At 41.1% G+C, this 16,520-nt stretch carries 20 protein-coding genes; 4 read left to right on the plus strand and 16 right to left on the minus strand.

What is annotated here, in order from left to right:
* Positions 1 to 87: 87 nt before the first annotated feature.
* The 11 genes from leuB to hisA all read right to left on the minus strand — a co-directional run bounded on the left by leuB (position 88) and on the right by hisA (position 10,503).
* Complete coding sequence (gene leuB, locus SOI83_RS00810) at positions 88 to 1,161, minus strand: 3-isopropylmalate dehydrogenase (RefSeq protein WP_320676694.1); 1,074 nt, start codon at positions 1,159 to 1,161, stop codon at positions 88 to 90.
* Positions 1,162 to 1,207: 46 nt separating this feature from the next.
* A complete protein-coding gene (lpxD, locus tag SOI83_RS00815) occupies positions 1,208 to 2,239 on the minus strand; it encodes a UDP-3-O-(3-hydroxymyristoyl)glucosamine N-acyltransferase (protein WP_320676695.1) in 1,032 nt (343 codons plus the stop codon).
* A 42-nt stretch (positions 2,240 to 2,281) separates the two neighbouring features.
* Positions 2,282 to 3,379, minus strand: a complete 1,098-nt coding sequence (proB, locus tag SOI83_RS00820) for a glutamate 5-kinase (RefSeq protein ID WP_320676696.1) — start codon at positions 3,377 to 3,379, stop codon at positions 2,282 to 2,284.
* The gene (locus SOI83_RS00825) at positions 3,376 to 3,885 is read right to left on the minus strand and encodes a YqeG family HAD IIIA-type phosphatase (RefSeq protein ID WP_320676697.1); all 510 of its coding nucleotides are present in this window, start codon (positions 3,883 to 3,885) and stop codon (positions 3,376 to 3,378) included. Before SOI83_RS00825 ends, proB begins: the two co-directional genes overlap by 4 nt.
* Entirely contained in the window at positions 3,885 to 4,427 is a 543-nt protein-coding gene (locus SOI83_RS00830; RefSeq protein WP_320676698.1) for a DUF3727 domain-containing protein, read from the minus strand. The genes SOI83_RS00825 and SOI83_RS00830 overlap by 1 nt, the downstream gene beginning before the upstream one ends.
* Positions 4,428 to 4,496: 69 nt before the next feature.
* Positions 4,497 to 4,928, minus strand: a complete 432-nt coding sequence (gene ruvX, locus SOI83_RS00835) for a Holliday junction resolvase RuvX (protein ID WP_320676699.1) — start codon at positions 4,926 to 4,928, stop codon at positions 4,497 to 4,499.
* Positions 4,928 to 5,917 (minus strand): hypothetical protein, encoded by a 990-nt coding sequence (locus SOI83_RS00840; protein ID WP_320676700.1) that lies wholly within the window; start codon positions 5,915 to 5,917, stop codon positions 4,928 to 4,930. Before SOI83_RS00840 ends, ruvX begins: the two co-directional genes overlap by 1 nt.
* A gap of 119 nt (positions 5,918 to 6,036) precedes the next feature.
* A complete protein-coding gene (locus tag SOI83_RS00845) occupies positions 6,037 to 7,203 on the minus strand; it encodes a F420-0:Gamma-glutamyl ligase (protein WP_320676701.1) in 1,167 nt (388 codons plus the stop codon).
* A gap of 109 nt (positions 7,204 to 7,312) precedes the next feature.
* Positions 7,313 to 7,867 (minus strand): thylakoid membrane photosystem I accumulation factor, encoded by a 555-nt coding sequence (locus SOI83_RS00850; protein WP_320676702.1) that lies wholly within the window; start codon positions 7,865 to 7,867, stop codon positions 7,313 to 7,315.
* Positions 7,868 to 7,930: 63 nt separating this feature from the next.
* Positions 7,931 to 9,598, minus strand: coding sequence for a DUF3685 domain-containing protein (locus SOI83_RS00855; protein WP_320676703.1), 1,668 nt, complete (start codon positions 9,596 to 9,598; stop codon positions 7,931 to 7,933).
* Between the two features lie 137 nt (positions 9,599 to 9,735).
* Positions 9,736 to 10,503 (minus strand): 1-(5-phosphoribosyl)-5-[(5-phosphoribosylamino)methylideneamino]imidazole-4-carboxamide isomerase, encoded by a 768-nt coding sequence (gene hisA, locus SOI83_RS00860; RefSeq protein WP_320676704.1) that lies wholly within the window; start codon positions 10,501 to 10,503, stop codon positions 9,736 to 9,738.
* A 118-nt stretch (positions 10,504 to 10,621) separates the two neighbouring features.
* On the opposite strand from hisA, the gene SOI83_RS00865 reads away from it, so the two are divergent.
* Positions 10,622 to 11,527, plus strand: coding sequence for an NAD-dependent epimerase/dehydratase family protein (locus SOI83_RS00865; RefSeq protein WP_320676705.1), 906 nt, complete (start codon positions 10,622 to 10,624; stop codon positions 11,525 to 11,527).
* Here the strand turns inward: SOI83_RS00865 and SOI83_RS00870 are convergent.
* Both SOI83_RS00870 and SOI83_RS00875 read right to left on the minus strand, forming a co-directional pair.
* On the minus strand, positions 11,496 to 12,047 hold the full coding sequence (locus SOI83_RS00870; RefSeq protein ID WP_320676706.1) for a CDP-alcohol phosphatidyltransferase family protein: 552 nt from the start codon (positions 12,045 to 12,047) through the stop codon (positions 11,496 to 11,498). The genes SOI83_RS00865 and SOI83_RS00870 overlap by 32 nt on opposite strands.
* Positions 12,048 to 12,287: 240 nt before the next feature.
* The gene (locus tag SOI83_RS00875; protein WP_320676707.1) at positions 12,288 to 12,845 is read right to left on the minus strand and encodes a hypothetical protein; all 558 of its coding nucleotides are present in this window, start codon (positions 12,843 to 12,845) and stop codon (positions 12,288 to 12,290) included.
* A gap of 151 nt (positions 12,846 to 12,996) precedes the next feature.
* Between SOI83_RS00875 and SOI83_RS00880 the strand changes: the two genes are divergently transcribed.
* The 3 genes from SOI83_RS00880 to SOI83_RS00890 all read left to right on the plus strand — a co-directional run bounded on the left by SOI83_RS00880 (position 12,997) and on the right by SOI83_RS00890 (position 14,922).
* Positions 12,997 to 13,617 (plus strand): PCC domain-containing protein, encoded by a 621-nt coding sequence (locus SOI83_RS00880; protein ID WP_320676708.1) that lies wholly within the window; start codon positions 12,997 to 12,999, stop codon positions 13,615 to 13,617.
* Between the two features lie 19 nt (positions 13,618 to 13,636).
* Positions 13,637 to 13,834 (plus strand): DUF6737 family protein, encoded by a 198-nt coding sequence (locus tag SOI83_RS00885; RefSeq protein ID WP_320676709.1) that lies wholly within the window; start codon positions 13,637 to 13,639, stop codon positions 13,832 to 13,834.
* 197 nt (positions 13,835 to 14,031) lie between these two features.
* On the plus strand, positions 14,032 to 14,922 hold the full coding sequence (locus SOI83_RS00890; RefSeq protein WP_320676710.1) for a GNAT family N-acetyltransferase: 891 nt from the start codon (positions 14,032 to 14,034) through the stop codon (positions 14,920 to 14,922).
* Positions 14,923 to 15,034: 112 nt separating this feature from the next.
* Here SOI83_RS00890 and SOI83_RS00895 read toward each other — a convergent pair whose 3' ends face one another.
* The 3 genes from SOI83_RS00895 to SOI83_RS00905 all read right to left on the minus strand — a co-directional run bounded on the left by SOI83_RS00895 (position 15,035) and on the right by SOI83_RS00905 (position 16,502).
* Positions 15,035 to 15,376 (minus strand): c-type cytochrome, encoded by a 342-nt coding sequence (locus tag SOI83_RS00895; protein ID WP_320676711.1) that lies wholly within the window; start codon positions 15,374 to 15,376, stop codon positions 15,035 to 15,037.
* Between the two features lie 214 nt (positions 15,377 to 15,590).
* Positions 15,591 to 15,800, minus strand: coding sequence for a hypothetical protein (locus tag SOI83_RS00900; RefSeq protein WP_320676712.1), 210 nt, complete (start codon positions 15,798 to 15,800; stop codon positions 15,591 to 15,593).
* Between the two features lie 24 nt (positions 15,801 to 15,824).
* A complete protein-coding gene (locus SOI83_RS00905; protein WP_320676713.1) occupies positions 15,825 to 16,502 on the minus strand; it encodes an SDR family oxidoreductase in 678 nt (225 codons plus the stop codon).
* Positions 16,503 to 16,520 lie beyond the last annotated feature (18 nt).

Raw genomic sequence — 16,520 nt, forward strand, 5'->3', positions numbered from 1 at the left:
ACTAGTGGATAAGAGATTTTTGCAGGTCGCCTGTCAAAACCACAATCTTTTTGAAAATCCAGTATCAGCTTTAGATGTTTATTTACCTCAAAGGGCTTCCAGCAATTGCTCACCCATTGCTTTACATCCCAGTTTGCTACTGCCTTTAGAGAAGATATCAGCTGTCCGAAACCCTTTATCAAGAACTTTTTCTACAGCAAGTTCAAGATCGTGTGCAGCATTGTTCTCGTTTAATCCAAGTCGAAGCATCATGGCCGCAGAGAGAACCATCGCAATTGGGTTGGCAAGATCTAGGCCTTCAATATCAGGGGCGGAACCATGAACTGGCTCAAACAAGCCGGGTCCATCGCTTCCAAGGGATGCGGAAGGCAACATACCGATTGAACCGGTGAGCATGGCCGCTTCGTCGCTCAGGATGTCGCCAAAAAGGTTACTTGTTAAAATCACATCAAATTGCCCAGGTTCTTTAACTAATTGCATGGCTGCATTGTCCACATATAAGTGAGTTAACTCAACATCAGGGAACATTTTGCTCATATTCGTGACACGTTCTCTCCATAGATGACTTACATCAAGAACATTCGCTTTATCAACAGAACAAAGTCTTCCTCTACGGGATTTGGCTATTTCAAAGCCTATTCTTGAGATCCTATCGATCTCACTACTTGAATAGCACATTGTATTAAAAGCACGTTCTTGTTCGTCAGTTTTTATACGCCCTTTTGGCTGGCCGAAATATATTCCACCGATGAGTTCTCTAACAACCATTAAGTCAACATTACTAATAAATTCAGCTTTTAGACTACTGCTATTTATTAATGCTGGAAGGACTTTGACTGGCCGGAGATTTGCAAAGAGTTTTAATCCTGCTCTTAACTCAAGAAGACCTGATTCTGGTCTTAGCTCTCTTGGGTTTTTGTCAAATCTAGGATTACCTATCGCTGCCAGGAGAACAGCATCACTTGCTTGACAGGCCTTAAGAGTATCTGTTGGCAAGGGTTGCCCAACAGCATCGATGGCGGCACCCCCAAAAGGCTTTTCTTCAAAGATTAAATTGAATTCATGTTTTTTGCTTGCAGCCTCTAGGAGATTCTTTGTTACTGAAGTGATTTCTGGGCCAATCCCATCGCCAGCTAGAAGGACTATGCGGTGTTCTCGCATTACTAATTCCTGAGTAATTGCATTATTCCAAAGATTACAGAGCTGGTCATTTCTGGAGCTGACGAACTGTCTTCGCTAGTTGAGGTAATTTGCTGAAAATTGCAGAGCACCTCAACCACAATTTATTCGACATGGCAGGGAAGCCACTTATAACCTCTCCGGACTGAACATCAGCATGGATGCCAGTTTTTGAACTTGCAATTACTCCATCGCCTACATTTACTCGATTTCCAACGCCGACTTGTCCTGCGAGGATTACACCATTCCCAAGATGGGCGCCTCCAGCAATACCAACCTGAGCAGCCATTGCGCATCCTCTGCCTGTAACCACCCCATGCCCAATTTGAACGAGGTTGTCTATTTTTGTTCCTGCTCCGATTCGTGTTTCACCTACAGCTGGCCTATCTACTGTTGAGCCACAACCTATTTCAACTTCATTCTCTAGAACAACTATTCCGGTTTGGGGCATTTTTCGCCAGCCTTGATTAGTAGGAACAAATCCAAACCCTTCTGAACCGATGACAGCATTTGAATGAATAACACATTGTGACCCAAGATTTGACTTCCTTTGGATCACAGAATTTGCATGAATTTCACACCCCTCGCCAACTACAACTTCTTCATATATAACAGTGCCTGGATGTATCAGGGAATTGGAACCAATACGACAATTATCACCAATGTAAACATTTGCTCCTATAAATACATGCTCTCCAAGTAATACATTCTTCCCAATTACCGCTGAGGAGTGAACTCCTACTAAAGGTTGTTTTTTAGGGTGCAATACGTCAAGGCATTCTGCGAAGGCAAGTCTAGGGTTTTTTAGCGTTGCCCAGGCAATACCTTTTTGGATAGCAATTCCCCGTAGCTTTTCTTCATCAGGTAGAAGGATTGCGCCAGCTTTGCTATTAATTAATTCCGATGAGAGAGAGTTTCCTGTCTCTAGAAAACTTATCTGGTGTGATTCTGCTTTATCAAGAGATTCTGCTCCTAATAGAAGAGGATCTTGTGCGAAATCATATTCTTGAAGCTCGGCCTTTCCTTTTTTGAGACAAGAGATTAATTTACTGAATTTCATCTTAAGAAGGCTCCGCTGTTGATACTAATAGTTCTTTTAGTTCTAGGAGATAAGCCCTTCGGTAAGGACTAATACATCTCTGTGAATTACGACTGGTGATTTTGTTTCCTGGGCATTCTGAGAAACTAGTGATAACTGCAGTTCTTCACTGCTTAGAGAGCTAATTCCTCTGGCAATTTCGATACCAGTGTGATTCATGATTCTTACAGCTTGGTTGGCTGAGAAATTGCCATCAATTTTTTTTACTCCGACTAGCAATAAAGAAGCTCCTTGATTTTTGATTGCATTGCTAGCTCCTTCATCAAGGGTTAGTTCGCCTAATGGTTTTAAGGCGTGAGCCAACCAGCTTTTTCGGTTGCCTATAGGGCTGGGGTGGGGATGAAATACCGTTCCACCTCTAGAGCCTTGAAAAAGATCGGTAAGCATTTCTGGACTCCTGCCATCAGCAAGATGCACTGTTATTCCACTAGCAGTGGCTATGCGGGCAGCTGCCAGTTTTGTTGTCATTCCACCTGTCCCCCATGTATGGACTTCGTTAATTCCATCACTAAAGCACTGAATTTGGTCTGTATGTAGAACATCGGTTATGGGTTTGGCTTCTGAGTTAGTTCTTGGATTATCTGAGTAGAGACGATCAACATCAGTTAAAAGAATTAATTGGTCTGCTCCTATGGCTGCCGCTACTAATGCTGATAGGGTGTCGTTGTCGCCAAATCGTAGTTCTTCTGTAGAGAGAACATCATTCTCATTGACAATTGGTAGGACACCCCAATCCAAGAGTCTTTTTAAAGTATTAGAAGCATTTCGATAGTTGTTTCTAGATCCAAGATCGGCTCTGGTTAACAGGACTTGCGCTACTTTGATGTTTTTGAGTTTCATTTTGGCTTCATAAAGAGCCATTAGTTGGCCTTGGCCAATAGAGGCAGCAGCTTGTAGTGAGATAACGTCTTCAGGCCGCTTTTTTAATCCAAGTTTGTTACAGCCTAGACCAACAGCACCACTTGTAACAAGAACAACTCTGTCTCCCTTTTTATGACATTGAGCAATGGCTTCACTGAATCCTTCGATTACACTTGCAGTAGGGTGATCTTTATTGCCTCTTAGCAAGCTTGTTCCAACTTTTACTACCCAAAGAATCATTTAGAGTAAGCTCCAAGAAACTTTGCAAGTTTTTGCTCGAACTTTTGAACTCTATATTTTCTAGTCGAAGATCCATCATGACTTATAGGTCTTACAAGTACTGTATATAGACCGAGACGATTACCAGCTAGTATATCAGTAAATATTCTATCCCCTATAATTGCAATCTTTTTGGGATCAATCTTCAGGTCATTTAGTACTTTTAATAAAGCACGCTTTCGCGGTTTTGCAGCTTTACAGGTATAGGCAATTCCAAGCTCCTTGGCTACAGATCCAATCCTTTTGCTTGAAGGGTTGTTGCTGCAAAGATGAAGGTGTAGTTGTTCTTTTGCTTGAATTACCCAAGTTTTAACTGAGTGAGGTAAATCAAGATCTCTTCCTGGTAATAGTGTTTTGTCGACATCTAGAACAAGTCCTTTTATTCCTAATTCAAGGAAGTGATTAATGGGTAGTTCCGCAATGCTTAAACCAGGTTCCCAGTTTGGTTCGAGCCAGTGTTTGTGCATTAGTCAGCAGACTCCCTTTCATCTAGTTCCATTTCTATTTTTTGTTGGATCTTGTCGAACTCTTCACCTTCTACGAGGATTGCCTGTCCATTTTCTATCCGTGCAACTATGAAAAATGGATCTAAGGGTATGTAAAGACCATATTCGTCGTCTTCGACTCTAAATGTCACAAGTAGTTCATAGGTTTCTGAATCATCATCAAAATCATCTTCTTCAAGTTCCTCTGGATCCGGTTCATCAAGTTCACCAGTAACAGTGAGCGTTACTGCCGAACGGACCAGTGTTAGATCATGCTCTTGAAGAACAACGTCCGCTACAGACAGAATAGGTTCTGTGCTTGCAACAGTTTCGACGAGTTCTGGGTCAGCGTCTTCTTTGATCTTAAATAGTGAAACAGGAGTATCAACTGGTGTAAGAAGGCCATACTCAATGTTATCTAGTGGAATTAATTGCTCTAAGAAGCAAAGCAAACCACTACCTTTGCTATCCCTAACCTGAACAGTAGGGACCTCTCCGTTGTTACTAAGATCTTGTGAAGACATGAAGGGTGTCTGTTCTTTTGAACAGGATCCACTATCACAGTTGAACTTGCTTGCTTTAGGTGACGCCAATTAGACCGGTTTAAGTTCAGGCCCTTCTCTTAACCACTGTTCAAGCATTAAAGCTGCACAGGCACTGTCTAGCTTTCCACTTTTATCTTTAGAAAAATTAAAGCGTTCGTTGGCTGCCCAGGTTGTGCTGTGTTCATTGACTAAGGCCACTGGCAATCGGAGTGCACTCGCAAGTTTTTCCCCATATCTCTTACATAAAACGGCTTGCTTGGTAATGAGACCGTTTTCATCGAGAGGTAGTCCGATTATTAATCCTTCTACCTTCCTCTTTTCACAGTGGAGCTTTACTCTTTCTAAATCCTCCTCAAATTTTCCTCTTGCGAGGGGGGGGAGTTGCGTAATTGATATGCCTAGTGGGTCACAACCAGCTAGGCCTATTCGTTTGTGACCGACATCAATAGCAAGCACTGATCGAGATCTGGCAATGCTCATTATCGTGGTTCAAGTGATGGTGTAGGAAGAGGAGGTTGTTGAGGTCGCAATCTTCCAAGCATCGATTCAAGTGGACTAGTACCTGTCTTGATATTGTTGGATGTTTGCCTACGCCAAACACTTCTTCCCATAAGTAGCTCTTCACCAACTAAATTCCATTTCAATTCACTTAGAAGATCATTTAAGGGCTTGTCTTCAGTGGCTACAGTGAATTTTAGGTTTGTAGAAGTTGATAGATACTTCTCTAAAACAATTGGGATCGCGCTTGATAATCTTGAGTCCCAGCAGAGATCTCTAACTATTTCAAATATCTTCTCTGGTGCTGACCCAGATCTTTTTATTACTCCTGCAACTGCCACTTCTCTGGATTCTCTATTGCTCAGCAACACTAAGTTCTCTTTTGTGCTTTGAGCTAGTAGGTCAGTCCATTGACGGTCGATGATTTGACGTAGGTGGGCAGATTCAGATGCTTGTTCTAGTGACCAAAGTAATGGTGCCGTTGCTCTAGTAATTGGAGACCATTTGAAACCTTTCATGTTGTTGTAAATTTGTGAACTTTGTACTGCTATGTCTTGTTTGTTTGGAGGGGCCCAATTACTAAATAGCTTTAGTTGTTGAAAACCAAGTTCTCTGGTAACACCCAGAAGATCTTTGTCTAACACAGGACATCGAACTATCCAGCTTTGTGCTCTGTTGCTTTGTAATTCGATTGCCGTTTGAAAAAACTTTAAATTTAACTCTCTTAGAGTTAAGCCTTTTGGATTGTTCAAAAGCTTTGGGTTTGAGATCGACCAACAACTTCCTCGTTTATTACATGGTTGTAAGAGTTCATAAGCAATAATCCTCTCATGTTCTATTGCTATTAAACATATAGGTTGTCTTGAGGGCAGTATTTGCGGAAAAAGGTTTTCTGCTTCTGCAAGCCATCCATTAATTAGTGCTTGTTGAAACCAGCTCAGAAGATCAGACTGCAGGCTGGAACTCAACATAGGAAAGTGAACCGCTTTTAGCGGTTCCACACGAACCGGGCTTTTCGATCCCTCGATCACGCACTTATAAAGACCTTATTGCAATCTATCTATTTATAACTGGAAGTGCCTTTTCGCTATCAGCATGGCCTGACTAGAACAATTGGGGTTTTTTGATCTGCATTTCCTGCAGGATTTGGCTTTAGAGCCTTTTTGAGGAGTAGACGATTACAGTTTTCACTGGCTGCAATAACTTTGACGCGCCCAAGATCGTTGACATCAACAATCGCTACGTCTACCCCAAGAATTGATGCCGCCTCTTCGCAGAAAACTTCTGAAGAGATAGGGCCTAGAACAATTGTTTGGTCGTAAGGTGGTGTAGTCCCAGTTATGTCGTCGATGAGCCTCGCTTGTTCCCCAGCAAAAACATAAAAACCTCCTCTTAATCCTATTAGCTTTGTCACGACTCCTAAAAACCAGGCAATGATTACTCGGCTTGGTCCAACTAAATCAATTAGTGATTGAAATCCACAAGCTGTAGCCAGGCTACTGGTTGGATGGAAAGCCCTGCACATTATCAAGGCTAATAGTCCTGGCTTGATTCCCTCTGGATGTTTATATCTACCTTGCATAATTGCTAGAGGAGTTTCTCCAATTGTCAAGATATCCCTTGGTTTAAGTAGATTCTCTGAATAATAACTAAGAACCTCTATTGGATTGTCAAATACACCTAATAGGTGTGTCTTTATTGGTAATACACTATAACCATTATTTTCGTGAAAACTGATACTTTCGGAGTTAACTCTCTGTGGTCTGTTTAATGCGATATTAAATCCTTCTCTGCGGTTAAGTCTGCCAAATGGACCATAATTAGTCCAGTGGATATCTAACCATAGATTCTCAAAATACCTTGTTTTATAATTTTCTTTTAGATCCTTAATTAATACTCTTATCTCAACTTGTGTTTTCTTTTTTCCTTTGACTATATAGGCCTTCCAGTAATTATCAGGTCGTGAGGTTTGGTCTGGATGATGAGCTATAGTTTTTGTCTCTATAATGATATCATTGAAGTCCATTGAACCCATTAGGACAGGGTTTACTTTGAGCTCAGGAACCATTATCTCAATTGTATCGTTAAGATTCTTTATTTCGAACCAACTTATTATCTCAAGCGCACAATTACTCTCGCTTAACTCGTAACTGATTGCACTTAACTCTAAAGGCGAGGAGGGCTTTAGAAGGTGATACAGCTCAAGAAGTAATAAACCAATGCCTAAGGCCAGGATTAATACAATAGTTGGTGACATGCTATTGGATGGATTTGGAAATTTCGATTCAGCTTGAAAAGCTAAAAATAATTGTTGGAGGTTTCTATTAGGACAAATTTAAGGATAATTTATTTTTAAAGGGAGTCAATTATCGAGGATCTGTATAGCCTTCTTTTGCAGGCTCACTGTTGTATTCGTTAAAGCTTTTTATAGTTACAGAGAATGAGGGGGGCTCAAGTCCTGTAGCAGAACTAATCGCAGTATTTATTGTATCTATAGGTACTTGACCTTCTTGGTCAAGCCAAACTTTTCCATTTCCGTCAATTACCACTACCTGAGGAATTTTTCCATGCCAATAGAAGGCCTCTTCTTTGGGGTCATTTGTTTGTTGACCTTGAATGTTATCTGTTGTTATTGGTAGAAGATCTACAGCTGGACCCCAAAGGAGCTTGATACCTGATAAAACTGGAGCAAATGTTTTGCTGGTTGAACTGTCGTCAAGGTAAAAGACAACAACGCTTGTACGATTTTGTTCAAGAGATTCAGCAAGAGTGTTTGGGGGTGGTACTAAAGAGCCATTACCTGCATAAATAGGAAATATATTCCCGTCATAGCTGTCAGTATCTCTAGCCGCTCTAGCTGGCAGTGCAAAGAAAATTATTGCAATAACTAGGCTGAAGATTGAGCTTAGTGTTTTTGTCATCAGCCTGAATTGATAAGGAAATAGGTTTACAGAAAGATTTTGGATGTTTTTGTCTAGTGGGGGTTAACTCCGTCCAAGGCTTCGCCCCATCCCTTGGGCGATTCCTCGACCAACTAAGCCTATCGATCTTCCTATTACTTGGGTGAGAATAACCACCATAAGATCTCCAAAACGTTGAACGAGTGTTTGCAGTTGTGGGGCAAGGGCATCTCGTGCTTCAAGTAATAGGGCTACTTGTTGTTGCCACCAACCAAGTTGGCGAAGCTCTTCATCGCGTGGTTCTGTTATCAGTAGTGGTTCAACTTTTCCATTACGTATCTTGTACAAGAGTCGTTTGCTTTCATAAAGTTGAATTGGTCTCTGAATTAAGGACGTCCAACGAGCTTTGCTGTTGAGTTGGTTACGCACTCTTTCTAGTTCTCTAGTAGATATCAGCTCTTTGTTTAGGAGGTAACGACGTAACTCGGGCCATTCGCCGCAAGCAGCAAGAATCTCTGCGCTAAGTAATTCAGCTGTTCTTACAAGCCAATTACTTACAAGAACTTCTATTTGTAATAAAGCACGAGGATCGTCAGGCGCGATAAGTTGCCCTTCAAATAACACTGGTTTATTTAGTAGGAGAGGGTCGACAAGGAATTTTGAATTTGGTAATTCCTCATCTTCTTGGAATAGATCTGAAATGGTAAGGAGCTCTTCAGCTACTGCCGTTAACTCACCATTCTTTGGTAGGCGTACGTAGGCTCCCGTGATGTTCCTAAGGGCTTCTTCTTTTAATTCCCGCTGTAGTGAAATCCATGTCTCACAAAGTAATTCTTCAGGGACATTTTCTTGTCCTAGCTTTTCTATGAGTTTATTTAACTGGGATAATAAAGCTAGTAGAAGTTCTTTTTGTTTCAAAGGATTTAAACCTTCCAGTGCCAATACATTTCCAGTTGCATTTTCAACACCTCTATTGATTGTTTGCTGAAGTCGATCGCGAATGGCTGTCCAAACGGCGGCACCATTACGCTCAGTGATAGTGATAGTTGTCCCATCGGTCCCTAGAGAAAGGGCATCCCTAAGGTCTAATCCAAGCCCTTGGCCAGGTGTCTTTTGAGCAATGAAATTTGCATTCGAAGGGTTTGTGGATCCCTGTAATGGTCCCCAAAGCCATAGTAAAAGTGCTTTGGCGGCGGTTAGCTCTCGTTTGCGGCCTTTTAATATGAATTCCCCATGAATTCTTTGGTGGGGCTCATTTAGAATATTAGAAATAAGTTGCAGATCATTATTAATTTGTTGTAGGCCGCTAATTAAAAGCCATTGACCAACACCCATTGCAGGAGTATTTAAGATATTCTTTCGAGGTTCCTCGCTTTGTAGGCTTACTACTCGCCCACCTCCTAAGAGAGTGCTGATAGCTTCTTTAAGTGTTTCTAGATCAGCTGCTTGTAACAGGCCTGGACAATCTAGCTCTAAAAGCTCGAGACTATTAAGCCTTACTTGACTAGGGATAAGTAGTAGAACGGGTGTTGAATTCCAACTTCTTTTAAGTTGTTTTAGTTCGAACTGAATTGCATTTGGGGCTTCAATACTTTCAATAGACCAGATGATCAGAGCTGGCTGGTGAGTTAGCTGATCGCGATTTAGGAAAACTTGAATATCACATTCACTATTATTGAGTTGAAGAGCTAGGGATTCGCCAAGCAAATCTGAAGCCAGCAGCAGTACCTGGTTTGATTCGCTTTTAGCCAAGGCGCTTTTTGCAGAATACGTTTAAACCAAGGTAACCAGATAGTTTCAAATCCTCCAGCCCATGACATTAAATTCGTTTGTTTTGGTTGTTTTTCAAAACAGATTTTTTGTCTTGGGGGACCATTATCTATAAGTAGCTAGGCATTGAATACATTTTCTTTAGGCGGATCTTGAAGGTTGTAATTGCGCACAACTTTGTTAGCCTCTTGTAGCTCAAAAGCGTTGTCGTATAAGGCTCTACCTACAATAATGCCTGTTACCCCAATGGATTCGAGAGGTAGTAAAGCAATTATATCTGCTATTGAACCTACCCCTCCAGATGCAATTACTGGGACATTACTCACACCAGCAACATCTCGCATCGCTTGAAGATTTGGTCCTGCGAGTGTCCCATCAGTCGATATATCAGTACAAATGATCGATGAAATATCTATATCCCTAAAGCTCTTGGCCAGCTCTGTTGCTAGAACATCACTCTGATTCAGCCACCCTTGAGTTGCAACTTTTCCATTTTTGGCATCTATTCCAACAATGATTTTTTGAGGATATAGGTCTGCAAGCTCTTTGACCATTAAGGGTTTCTCTATAGCAATTGTCCCAAGAATTACTTTGTCTAGCCCATACTCTATTAATTCTTTTACTCTTTCCTTTGTACGAACGCCACCACCCAGCTGAATGGGGATATTGACGGCTTTTGCTATTGCAAGAATGCTTGAATCATTTTTTGGCAGGCCGCTCCTTGCTGCGTCAAGATCTACAAGGTGAAGTCTTGTCGCTCCTTGTGATTGCCAGTACAGAGCTTGTTTTACTGGATCATTGTTGAAATGAGTAACCCTGTTGTAGTCGCCTTGGTTCAACCTCACACAATTGCCATCAAGTAAATCAATCGCAGGGATGATTTCCATAGGAATTTTGTTCAGGGCCTTTAAAGACCAATATCTAATTCTTTGCTTGACAATAAATGGCTGCGTTACACGCTTCAATGGTCTGTATTGAATTTCTTGTGCTGTGAAGATTCTCGTAATGGGTGGGACCCGATTTGTTGGTAAGCCCTTGGTTCAGGCTCTTGCTGCGAAAGGGCACTCTTTGACTTTGTTTACACGGGGGATTCATTCGATCCCAGAGGCTGTTGAGCACATACTTGGTGATAGATCAAATGAAGAAGGTTTGAAGGGGTTACTTGGTAGAAAATATGATGTAATCGTCGATAGCTCAGGGCGAACGCTTCAAGACACCAAACGTGTCGTCTCTGTAGTAGGACCCCCTAGCAAAAGACTTGTTTATGTGAGTTCTGCTGGAATTTACGCCTCATCTCATCAGTGGCCGCTTACAGAAGAGAGTCCGATTGACCCTTCTAGCAGGCATATTGGCAAGGTTGAAACGGAAAATTGGTTAAGAAAGGAGGGTATACCTTTTACTAGTTTTAGACCTACTTACATTTATGGCCCTGGTAACTACAACCCAATAGAAAGCTGGTTTTTTGACCGAATTGTTCATAACAAGTCAGTTCCAATGCCTGGAGATGGAAGAACTATTACGCAATTAGGTCATGTTAGAGACCTTGCTGGGGCAATGGTTAGAAGCCTTGATGTAGATAAGGCGATTAATCAGGCATATAACTGCTCTGGTAGTAGCGGTATAACTTTTCTGGGTCTTATTCATGCTGCAGCAATTGCTTGTGGCAAATCTCCACAGGATATTGATATACGTCCTTTTGAACCATCAGGATTGGACCCAAAAGCACGTAAAGCCTTCCCTCTTAGAATTAGTCATTTTCTTACGGACATAACTAAGATCAAAACTGATTTGGCCTGGTTTCCAGAGACAGACCTTCAGAAGGGATTAAAAGATAGTTTTGAGAATGATTATTTACTCAATTCTAATAAAGAACCTGACTTTACTTCAGATCAACTTTTGATTGGAACTTGAGATAGAAAATGGCTGAGCTAATAGATAAAATCAGAGAGATCCAAAAAAAACATAATCCCACTTCGTTTAGGATAATAATTAAGGAATCATTCCCCCAGGAATTAGGCCATACAAGTAACATAAGACTTAGAAATTGAAAGATTGTCTTAGCCTTACCCTGTTTTGAAGCAGGACCTCCTGAGATAAGTTCGGAGCGCCATCCTGAAATAATTGTTTCTCTAGAAAGAACTATCCAAATTGCCCAAAAGGGAAGAATCTTTTCTTCTACTAACCAGATCATTGGTAAGGCTAATAATATTTTGTCTGCAAGTGGGTCGTAACGAGCTCCCCATTTACTGCCTCCACCTGCTCGCCTTGCTAGCCATCCATCTAGAACGTCAGTTATTCCGGCAATAAGCATTAGCAACCAAGCGATCGCAACCTCCCCAATTGAGAAGGACACAACCATTGGGATTGCTATAAAAAAACGTGATGAGGTAAGAGCATTGGCAAGTAGTCTGCTATTTGAGAAAGTCTTCATCTTTGATTTGGTTGTCACAATCTCAACGTATTTGGTGAATAATGCATTTTCAATGCGAACCTGACATACTTAGTAAACTTTGGAGAGCGCCCATGACCACTTTTTTGTTATTGGTTCTAATTGGGTCCCTTGGATTAATGACATATATAGTTAGACGCATGGAGGAGAAGTAACAGTTCTTAGAGCTCATATTATAGTAAACCTTTTGTGTTCATTTGGGCCTGTTTAATAATGTCTTTTTTAAGGCTCATTAAAGCTATTTTCATATAAGAATTGACAATTTAAAATTGCCAATGCCTCATCAGGTAGACCTAAGAATTTATCAAGTATTGTGTTTCCTGTAGGTGCAACATTTGCTATGCCGACAAGTGTTGCTACTCCTTCAGGACTGACGAGCTTTCCTTTAACACTATGACGACTACTTCTTGCCTCTCCAGTGGTTAGATTGGTTTTCACAATGAGATCAGGTGCTTTGATTAGATTCCCAATAGAGAAACAGAATAAGGCTTCAAACTGTAGATTTACCTTCCCATTTAATCTATTAATCTCTCCACAAAGTTTCTTTGTTTTAACCGATATCTCAAGGTAAGGAGGTAAAGGGAGTCCAAGAACCTTGGTGCTTTTTGTGTTAAGTGGTGGTATCAATAAAGTATTGGTGTCGAATGTAATTTTTTCGTGCTCCCCCTGATCATTTGTTGAGACTTGCCCAACTCCACCGCCTCCGGTGGCATCGTATTTAAACCTTGGATAACCACCGATTGCCAATTCGCAATCAATAAGACTTTTTAGTTGAACCACTTATCTTTTAAATTGTGTTAGTCATGATTAATCTCCTTTTGTGGAGCAGGCATCGTTGACTTGAAAAGGTCATGATTTGTTGTTTGACTTTAGTTTTCTACTCTCTCCTCTCCGTCATCTCTTATTGTAGTTAATTGAATTAGAGGAACCAATGCGTGCGTTGCCTTTGAGATTGTCTCCTGGCAGCGACCTTCGCCTAAGTATTGAGGAGGTGGGTCGTAGGGAGAATGGTTCAGGCTTCGTTTTAGGAGTAGTTGGGAATCTCTCTAGAGCCGCCTTTCAGTGTCCCGGGCGGGTTCAGCCAACGGTGCTTGAAGGAAATCTGGAGATAATCACCCTTAATGGGACCTTCTCCCCAAAAGGGGTTCATCTTCATCTCAGTCTCTCTGATGGAGATTGTCAGGTTTGGGGTGGTCACCTCGAGCCAGGCACAATTGTATTAAAAGGGGCGGAGATATTGGTTGGTTTTTCCGAACTCCCTTTGGATGCCGTTGGGGAGGGACGCAAGGACCCATCTATTAAGACTCTTCAAAGTTTTGAAATTGCTGTTTTGCCCGGATGCCCTTGGTCAGCAAGGGCGCTTAGAATGCTCAAGACATTACAAGTCCCTTATAAAGTTTTAAATATAGATGATGATAAATCATTTGAAATGATAAAAAAACGTAGTGATTTGTCTACTTTCCCTCAAATTTTTATTGATGGCAAATTAATAGGTGGGTATGACGCCTTGACAGAATTACATAGGTCTGGAAAATTAGAATCTTACCGGTGACTGAGTAGCTTTAATTTAAATGGAAAAGAACAGTATCTGGTCACAAAAACCCTGGTGGTGCCAGCCTTGGTCGATCCTATTGACGGGAATATTGGTTATAACTTTTAGTTGGTTATTTTTTAATAGCTTAATAATTACGACTTTTGTTTTGGCAGGAGTTGTTCTTTGGTGGTGGCTTTTTCTAATATTTGCTCCAAATGCATATGAAGCGGATTAAGACGTTGCCTTCATATGGATTTCCTGTTATTTGGGATAGTTTTGATAAATATACCTTGTAAGTAAATACAATAATAAGAGTTCTATATCTTTAAGTTCTTTAAACTTATCTACATTCCTATAACTGTTCATGCCTCCAATTAGAAATATTTTTGTAAGGCATTGGGTCCCTGTTATTTTTCTTTTGGCGATTTAGACATGTCATCTTCTCTGCAGATACGTAGCCTTCAGCCCAAAGATATTGCATATGTGACTAATTGGTCGAGAGTTGAAGGCTTTGCACCTGGCGCAGGAGATTTAAATATCTATAGGCACACTGACCGTCAGGGATTGTGGGTTGGTTTGTTAAATAAAAAACCAATTGGTTGTATAGCCGGAGTTCGATATAACGCTAACTATGGCTTTATTGGTTTGTTTTTAGTTGTGCCAGAACATCGTGGTCATGGCTTTGGACTTGAACTGTGGAAACATGCCTTAAAACACTTAGAGGATTTGCCTTGCATAGGTTTGGAAGCAGCATTGAATAGAATTAATGACTACTCAGGATGGGGCTTTCACCCTTCATCTCCTACAACCCGTTGGCAATGTGAAGGGAATGATGATTTTTTTACTGGGGCTGACTATTCCCAAAATGATGCTTCTGGTCTAATGCTTCTCGAAGGGGGTGCTATTCCATCAAAAGCAATAGAAGTCTATGACGCAAAAAGAGAACCAAGTCCTAGGCCCCATTTTCTATTTGATTGGCTGAAGCACCCTGCAGGGAAAGTTTTAGCCATTATTGACAACAATGGGCAATGTCATGGGTTTGGACGCATAAGACCTTGTTTGTTGAAGAATGGCGAAGGCTGGAGAGTAGGCCCTTTGCTGGCTGACACTAATGAACTCGCAGAGCTGCTTCTTAAACAATTAATTCGACGACATAGAGGGACAGTGTTGATAGATACTCCCGGCTTAAATCAATCGGCTTCTCACCTTTGTAGGAAACTTGGTTTTAAGCAAATTTCACAGACCTTAAGAATGTATAGAGGAGAGCTTCCTCCCGTATCAATGAAGGAAGTTTATGGCTTGGCTTGTCTGGAACTAGGTTGAGAATTTAATTTAGCGAGTAAATTAATTATTTACTAAATAGAAATAGTTGATCCGACTATTGATTTGTATTTATTTTGAAATTTATAAAACAGAAGGTTTGGAAGAAGTTTGTCTAGCCCCAGCCTTGATTAGCCATTGACTCAACATAAGCCGCTACATCATCGATTTCTGATGTTGACAATGCATCGCTAAAGGAAGGCATTGCATTTTTACCGGATCTAATTTGAGCTGCAATAGCTGATTCATGATCAGATGAGTAATTACTGAGATAGGCCTCAAGATCTGCCTTTTGGAGAGTGCGGTCTCCATTGACTACATTCCCTCCGCCCATGTGGCAAGCTGCGCAAGTTGAGGAAAAAATTTGAGCACCATTTCCAGCATCAGCTGCAGAAACGAGTTTTGGGCAAAGAAGAATAAGCGCAAAGGCTATGCCGAGTGAGAGTAGCTTTCGCATTCATTGAATGTATCTTTTTTACATTACATCTGTTTTGCGATTGATGCTTAACTATTGAGGGTTCTTAATGAATGCTCAGGAATAGTAAACATTCTTCTACATAAGCCTTGGATACTTAATGTTTTTAGATTTAAATTCTTATTGGTTAAATTATCCCTATAACCAAGATATTTGGGCTCTTTGGATTACTAGGGTTATATCTTTAATTGACCAGTCATTCTAAGTTGTTTGGCACTTTTGCCTCTCTGAGGCATTGCTTTTCGTTTTTCAATTCAGACTCTAGTTGCTCAATAAGCGTTGCTACAAGTGCTTGGAACTCAGGTTGGCATCCTCTAAAGGCGGCTTTGTGCCGAATGGGTTCGTTGCGAGTCCGCAGATCTGTGAGCATTAGTTGCAGAGCATCAATTTTCGCGTTGGTGTTCATTATTCTTTTAATCTTTCTTTAAGCTTATGATGCTTTTGTCCTAAATCCTTTTATTGCCTCTTTCATGGTTGTCCTTTGATAAGTTTTGTCGCTAGTTACTTCGACAATTTGTCCTATTGAACTGACAGTATTCAATGCTTCCATGCAGGACCTCGCTACCAAACGTCTAGGGATATAAGCATCTTCTTGCATATCTGCACCTGTATAACGAATATTTTCATCAGCTATATCTTCTTCTCTTTCGTTAAGACCACCTGGACGAATAACTGTCCAATCAAGTTTGCTTTCTTCAAGAGCACGCTCACCGATTCTTTTCCATATCAGAATCAGACCAAACAGATTTAAAGGATGTTGCCATCTCCCTGCGCAAAGAGAGCTCACCAAAATTACGCGTTTGGTACCTACTTGTTCGCAAGCTTCGACTTGTCTTTTGACACCCCAGGCATCTACGCGTGCCGGACCAGTTAGATCTATAGAGGGTCTGGCTCCTGTGGCTATGAACAAAGCAGAGCAATTCTCAAGTGCAGCTTTTAGAGCTTGGCTATCGCTTAGAGATAAAACGTGTTGAGTGCATTTTTTGAGGTTTTCAGGTACGACAGAGCCTTTTCTAAGAATCAATGAAACCTCATAGCCTTTGGCCAAGGCTTCCTCTGCTATTCGAGAACCAGTTTTTCCAGATGCACCACTAATAGCAATTTTCATGGCTAGCCTTTTGGGAAT

The sequence above is a fragment of the Prochlorococcus sp. MIT 1300 genome, assembly GCF_034092375.1.
Taxonomy (GTDB): Bacteria; Cyanobacteriota; Cyanobacteriia; order PCC-6307; family Cyanobiaceae; genus MIT-1300.

Bases quoted from the DNA above. Each gene is read 5' to 3' on its own strand.
- leuB (WP_320676694.1), bottom strand. From the start codon at position 1,161: ATGCGAGAACACCGCATAGTCCTTCTAGCTGGCGATGGGATTGGCCCA.
- lpxD (WP_320676695.1), bottom strand. From the start codon at position 2,239: ATGAAATTCAGTAAATTAATCTCTTGTCTCAAAAAAGGAAAGGCCGAG.
- proB (WP_320676696.1), bottom strand. From the start codon at position 3,379: ATGATTCTTTGGGTAGTAAAAGTTGGAACAAGCTTGCTAAGAGGCAAT.
- SOI83_RS00825 (WP_320676697.1), bottom strand. From the start codon at position 3,885: ATGCACAAACACTGGCTCGAACCAAACTGGGAACCTGGTTTAAGCATT.
- SOI83_RS00830 (WP_320676698.1), bottom strand. From the start codon at position 4,427: ATGTCTTCACAAGATCTTAGTAACAACGGAGAGGTCCCTACTGTTCAG.
- ruvX (WP_320676699.1), bottom strand. From the start codon at position 4,928: ATGAGCATTGCCAGATCTCGATCAGTGCTTGCTATTGATGTCGGTCAC.
- SOI83_RS00840 (WP_320676700.1), bottom strand. From the start codon at position 5,917: ATGTTGAGTTCCAGCCTGCAGTCTGATCTTCTGAGCTGGTTTCAACAA.
- SOI83_RS00845 (WP_320676701.1), bottom strand. From the start codon at position 7,203: ATGTCACCAACTATTGTATTAATCCTGGCCTTAGGCATTGGTTTATTA.
- SOI83_RS00850 (WP_320676702.1), bottom strand. From the start codon at position 7,867: ATGACAAAAACACTAAGCTCAATCTTCAGCCTAGTTATTGCAATAATT.
- hisA (WP_320676704.1), bottom strand. From the start codon at position 10,503: ATGGAAATCATCCCTGCGATTGATTTACTTGATGGCAATTGTGTGAGG.
- SOI83_RS00865 (WP_320676705.1), top strand. From the start codon at position 10,622: ATGGGTGGGACCCGATTTGTTGGTAAGCCCTTGGTTCAGGCTCTTGCT.
- SOI83_RS00870 (WP_320676706.1), bottom strand. From the start codon at position 12,047: ATGAAGACTTTCTCAAATAGCAGACTACTTGCCAATGCTCTTACCTCA.
- SOI83_RS00880 (WP_320676708.1), top strand. From the start codon at position 12,997: ATGCGTGCGTTGCCTTTGAGATTGTCTCCTGGCAGCGACCTTCGCCTA.
- SOI83_RS00885 (WP_320676709.1), top strand. From the start codon at position 13,637: ATGGAAAAGAACAGTATCTGGTCACAAAAACCCTGGTGGTGCCAGCCT.
- SOI83_RS00890 (WP_320676710.1), top strand. From the start codon at position 14,032: ATGTCATCTTCTCTGCAGATACGTAGCCTTCAGCCCAAAGATATTGCA.
- SOI83_RS00895 (WP_320676711.1), bottom strand. From the start codon at position 15,376: ATGCGAAAGCTACTCTCACTCGGCATAGCCTTTGCGCTTATTCTTCTT.
- SOI83_RS00900 (WP_320676712.1), bottom strand. From the start codon at position 15,800: ATGAACACCAACGCGAAAATTGATGCTCTGCAACTAATGCTCACAGAT.
- SOI83_RS00905 (WP_320676713.1), bottom strand. From the start codon at position 16,502: ATGAAAATTGCTATTAGTGGTGCATCTGGAAAAACTGGTTCTCGAATA.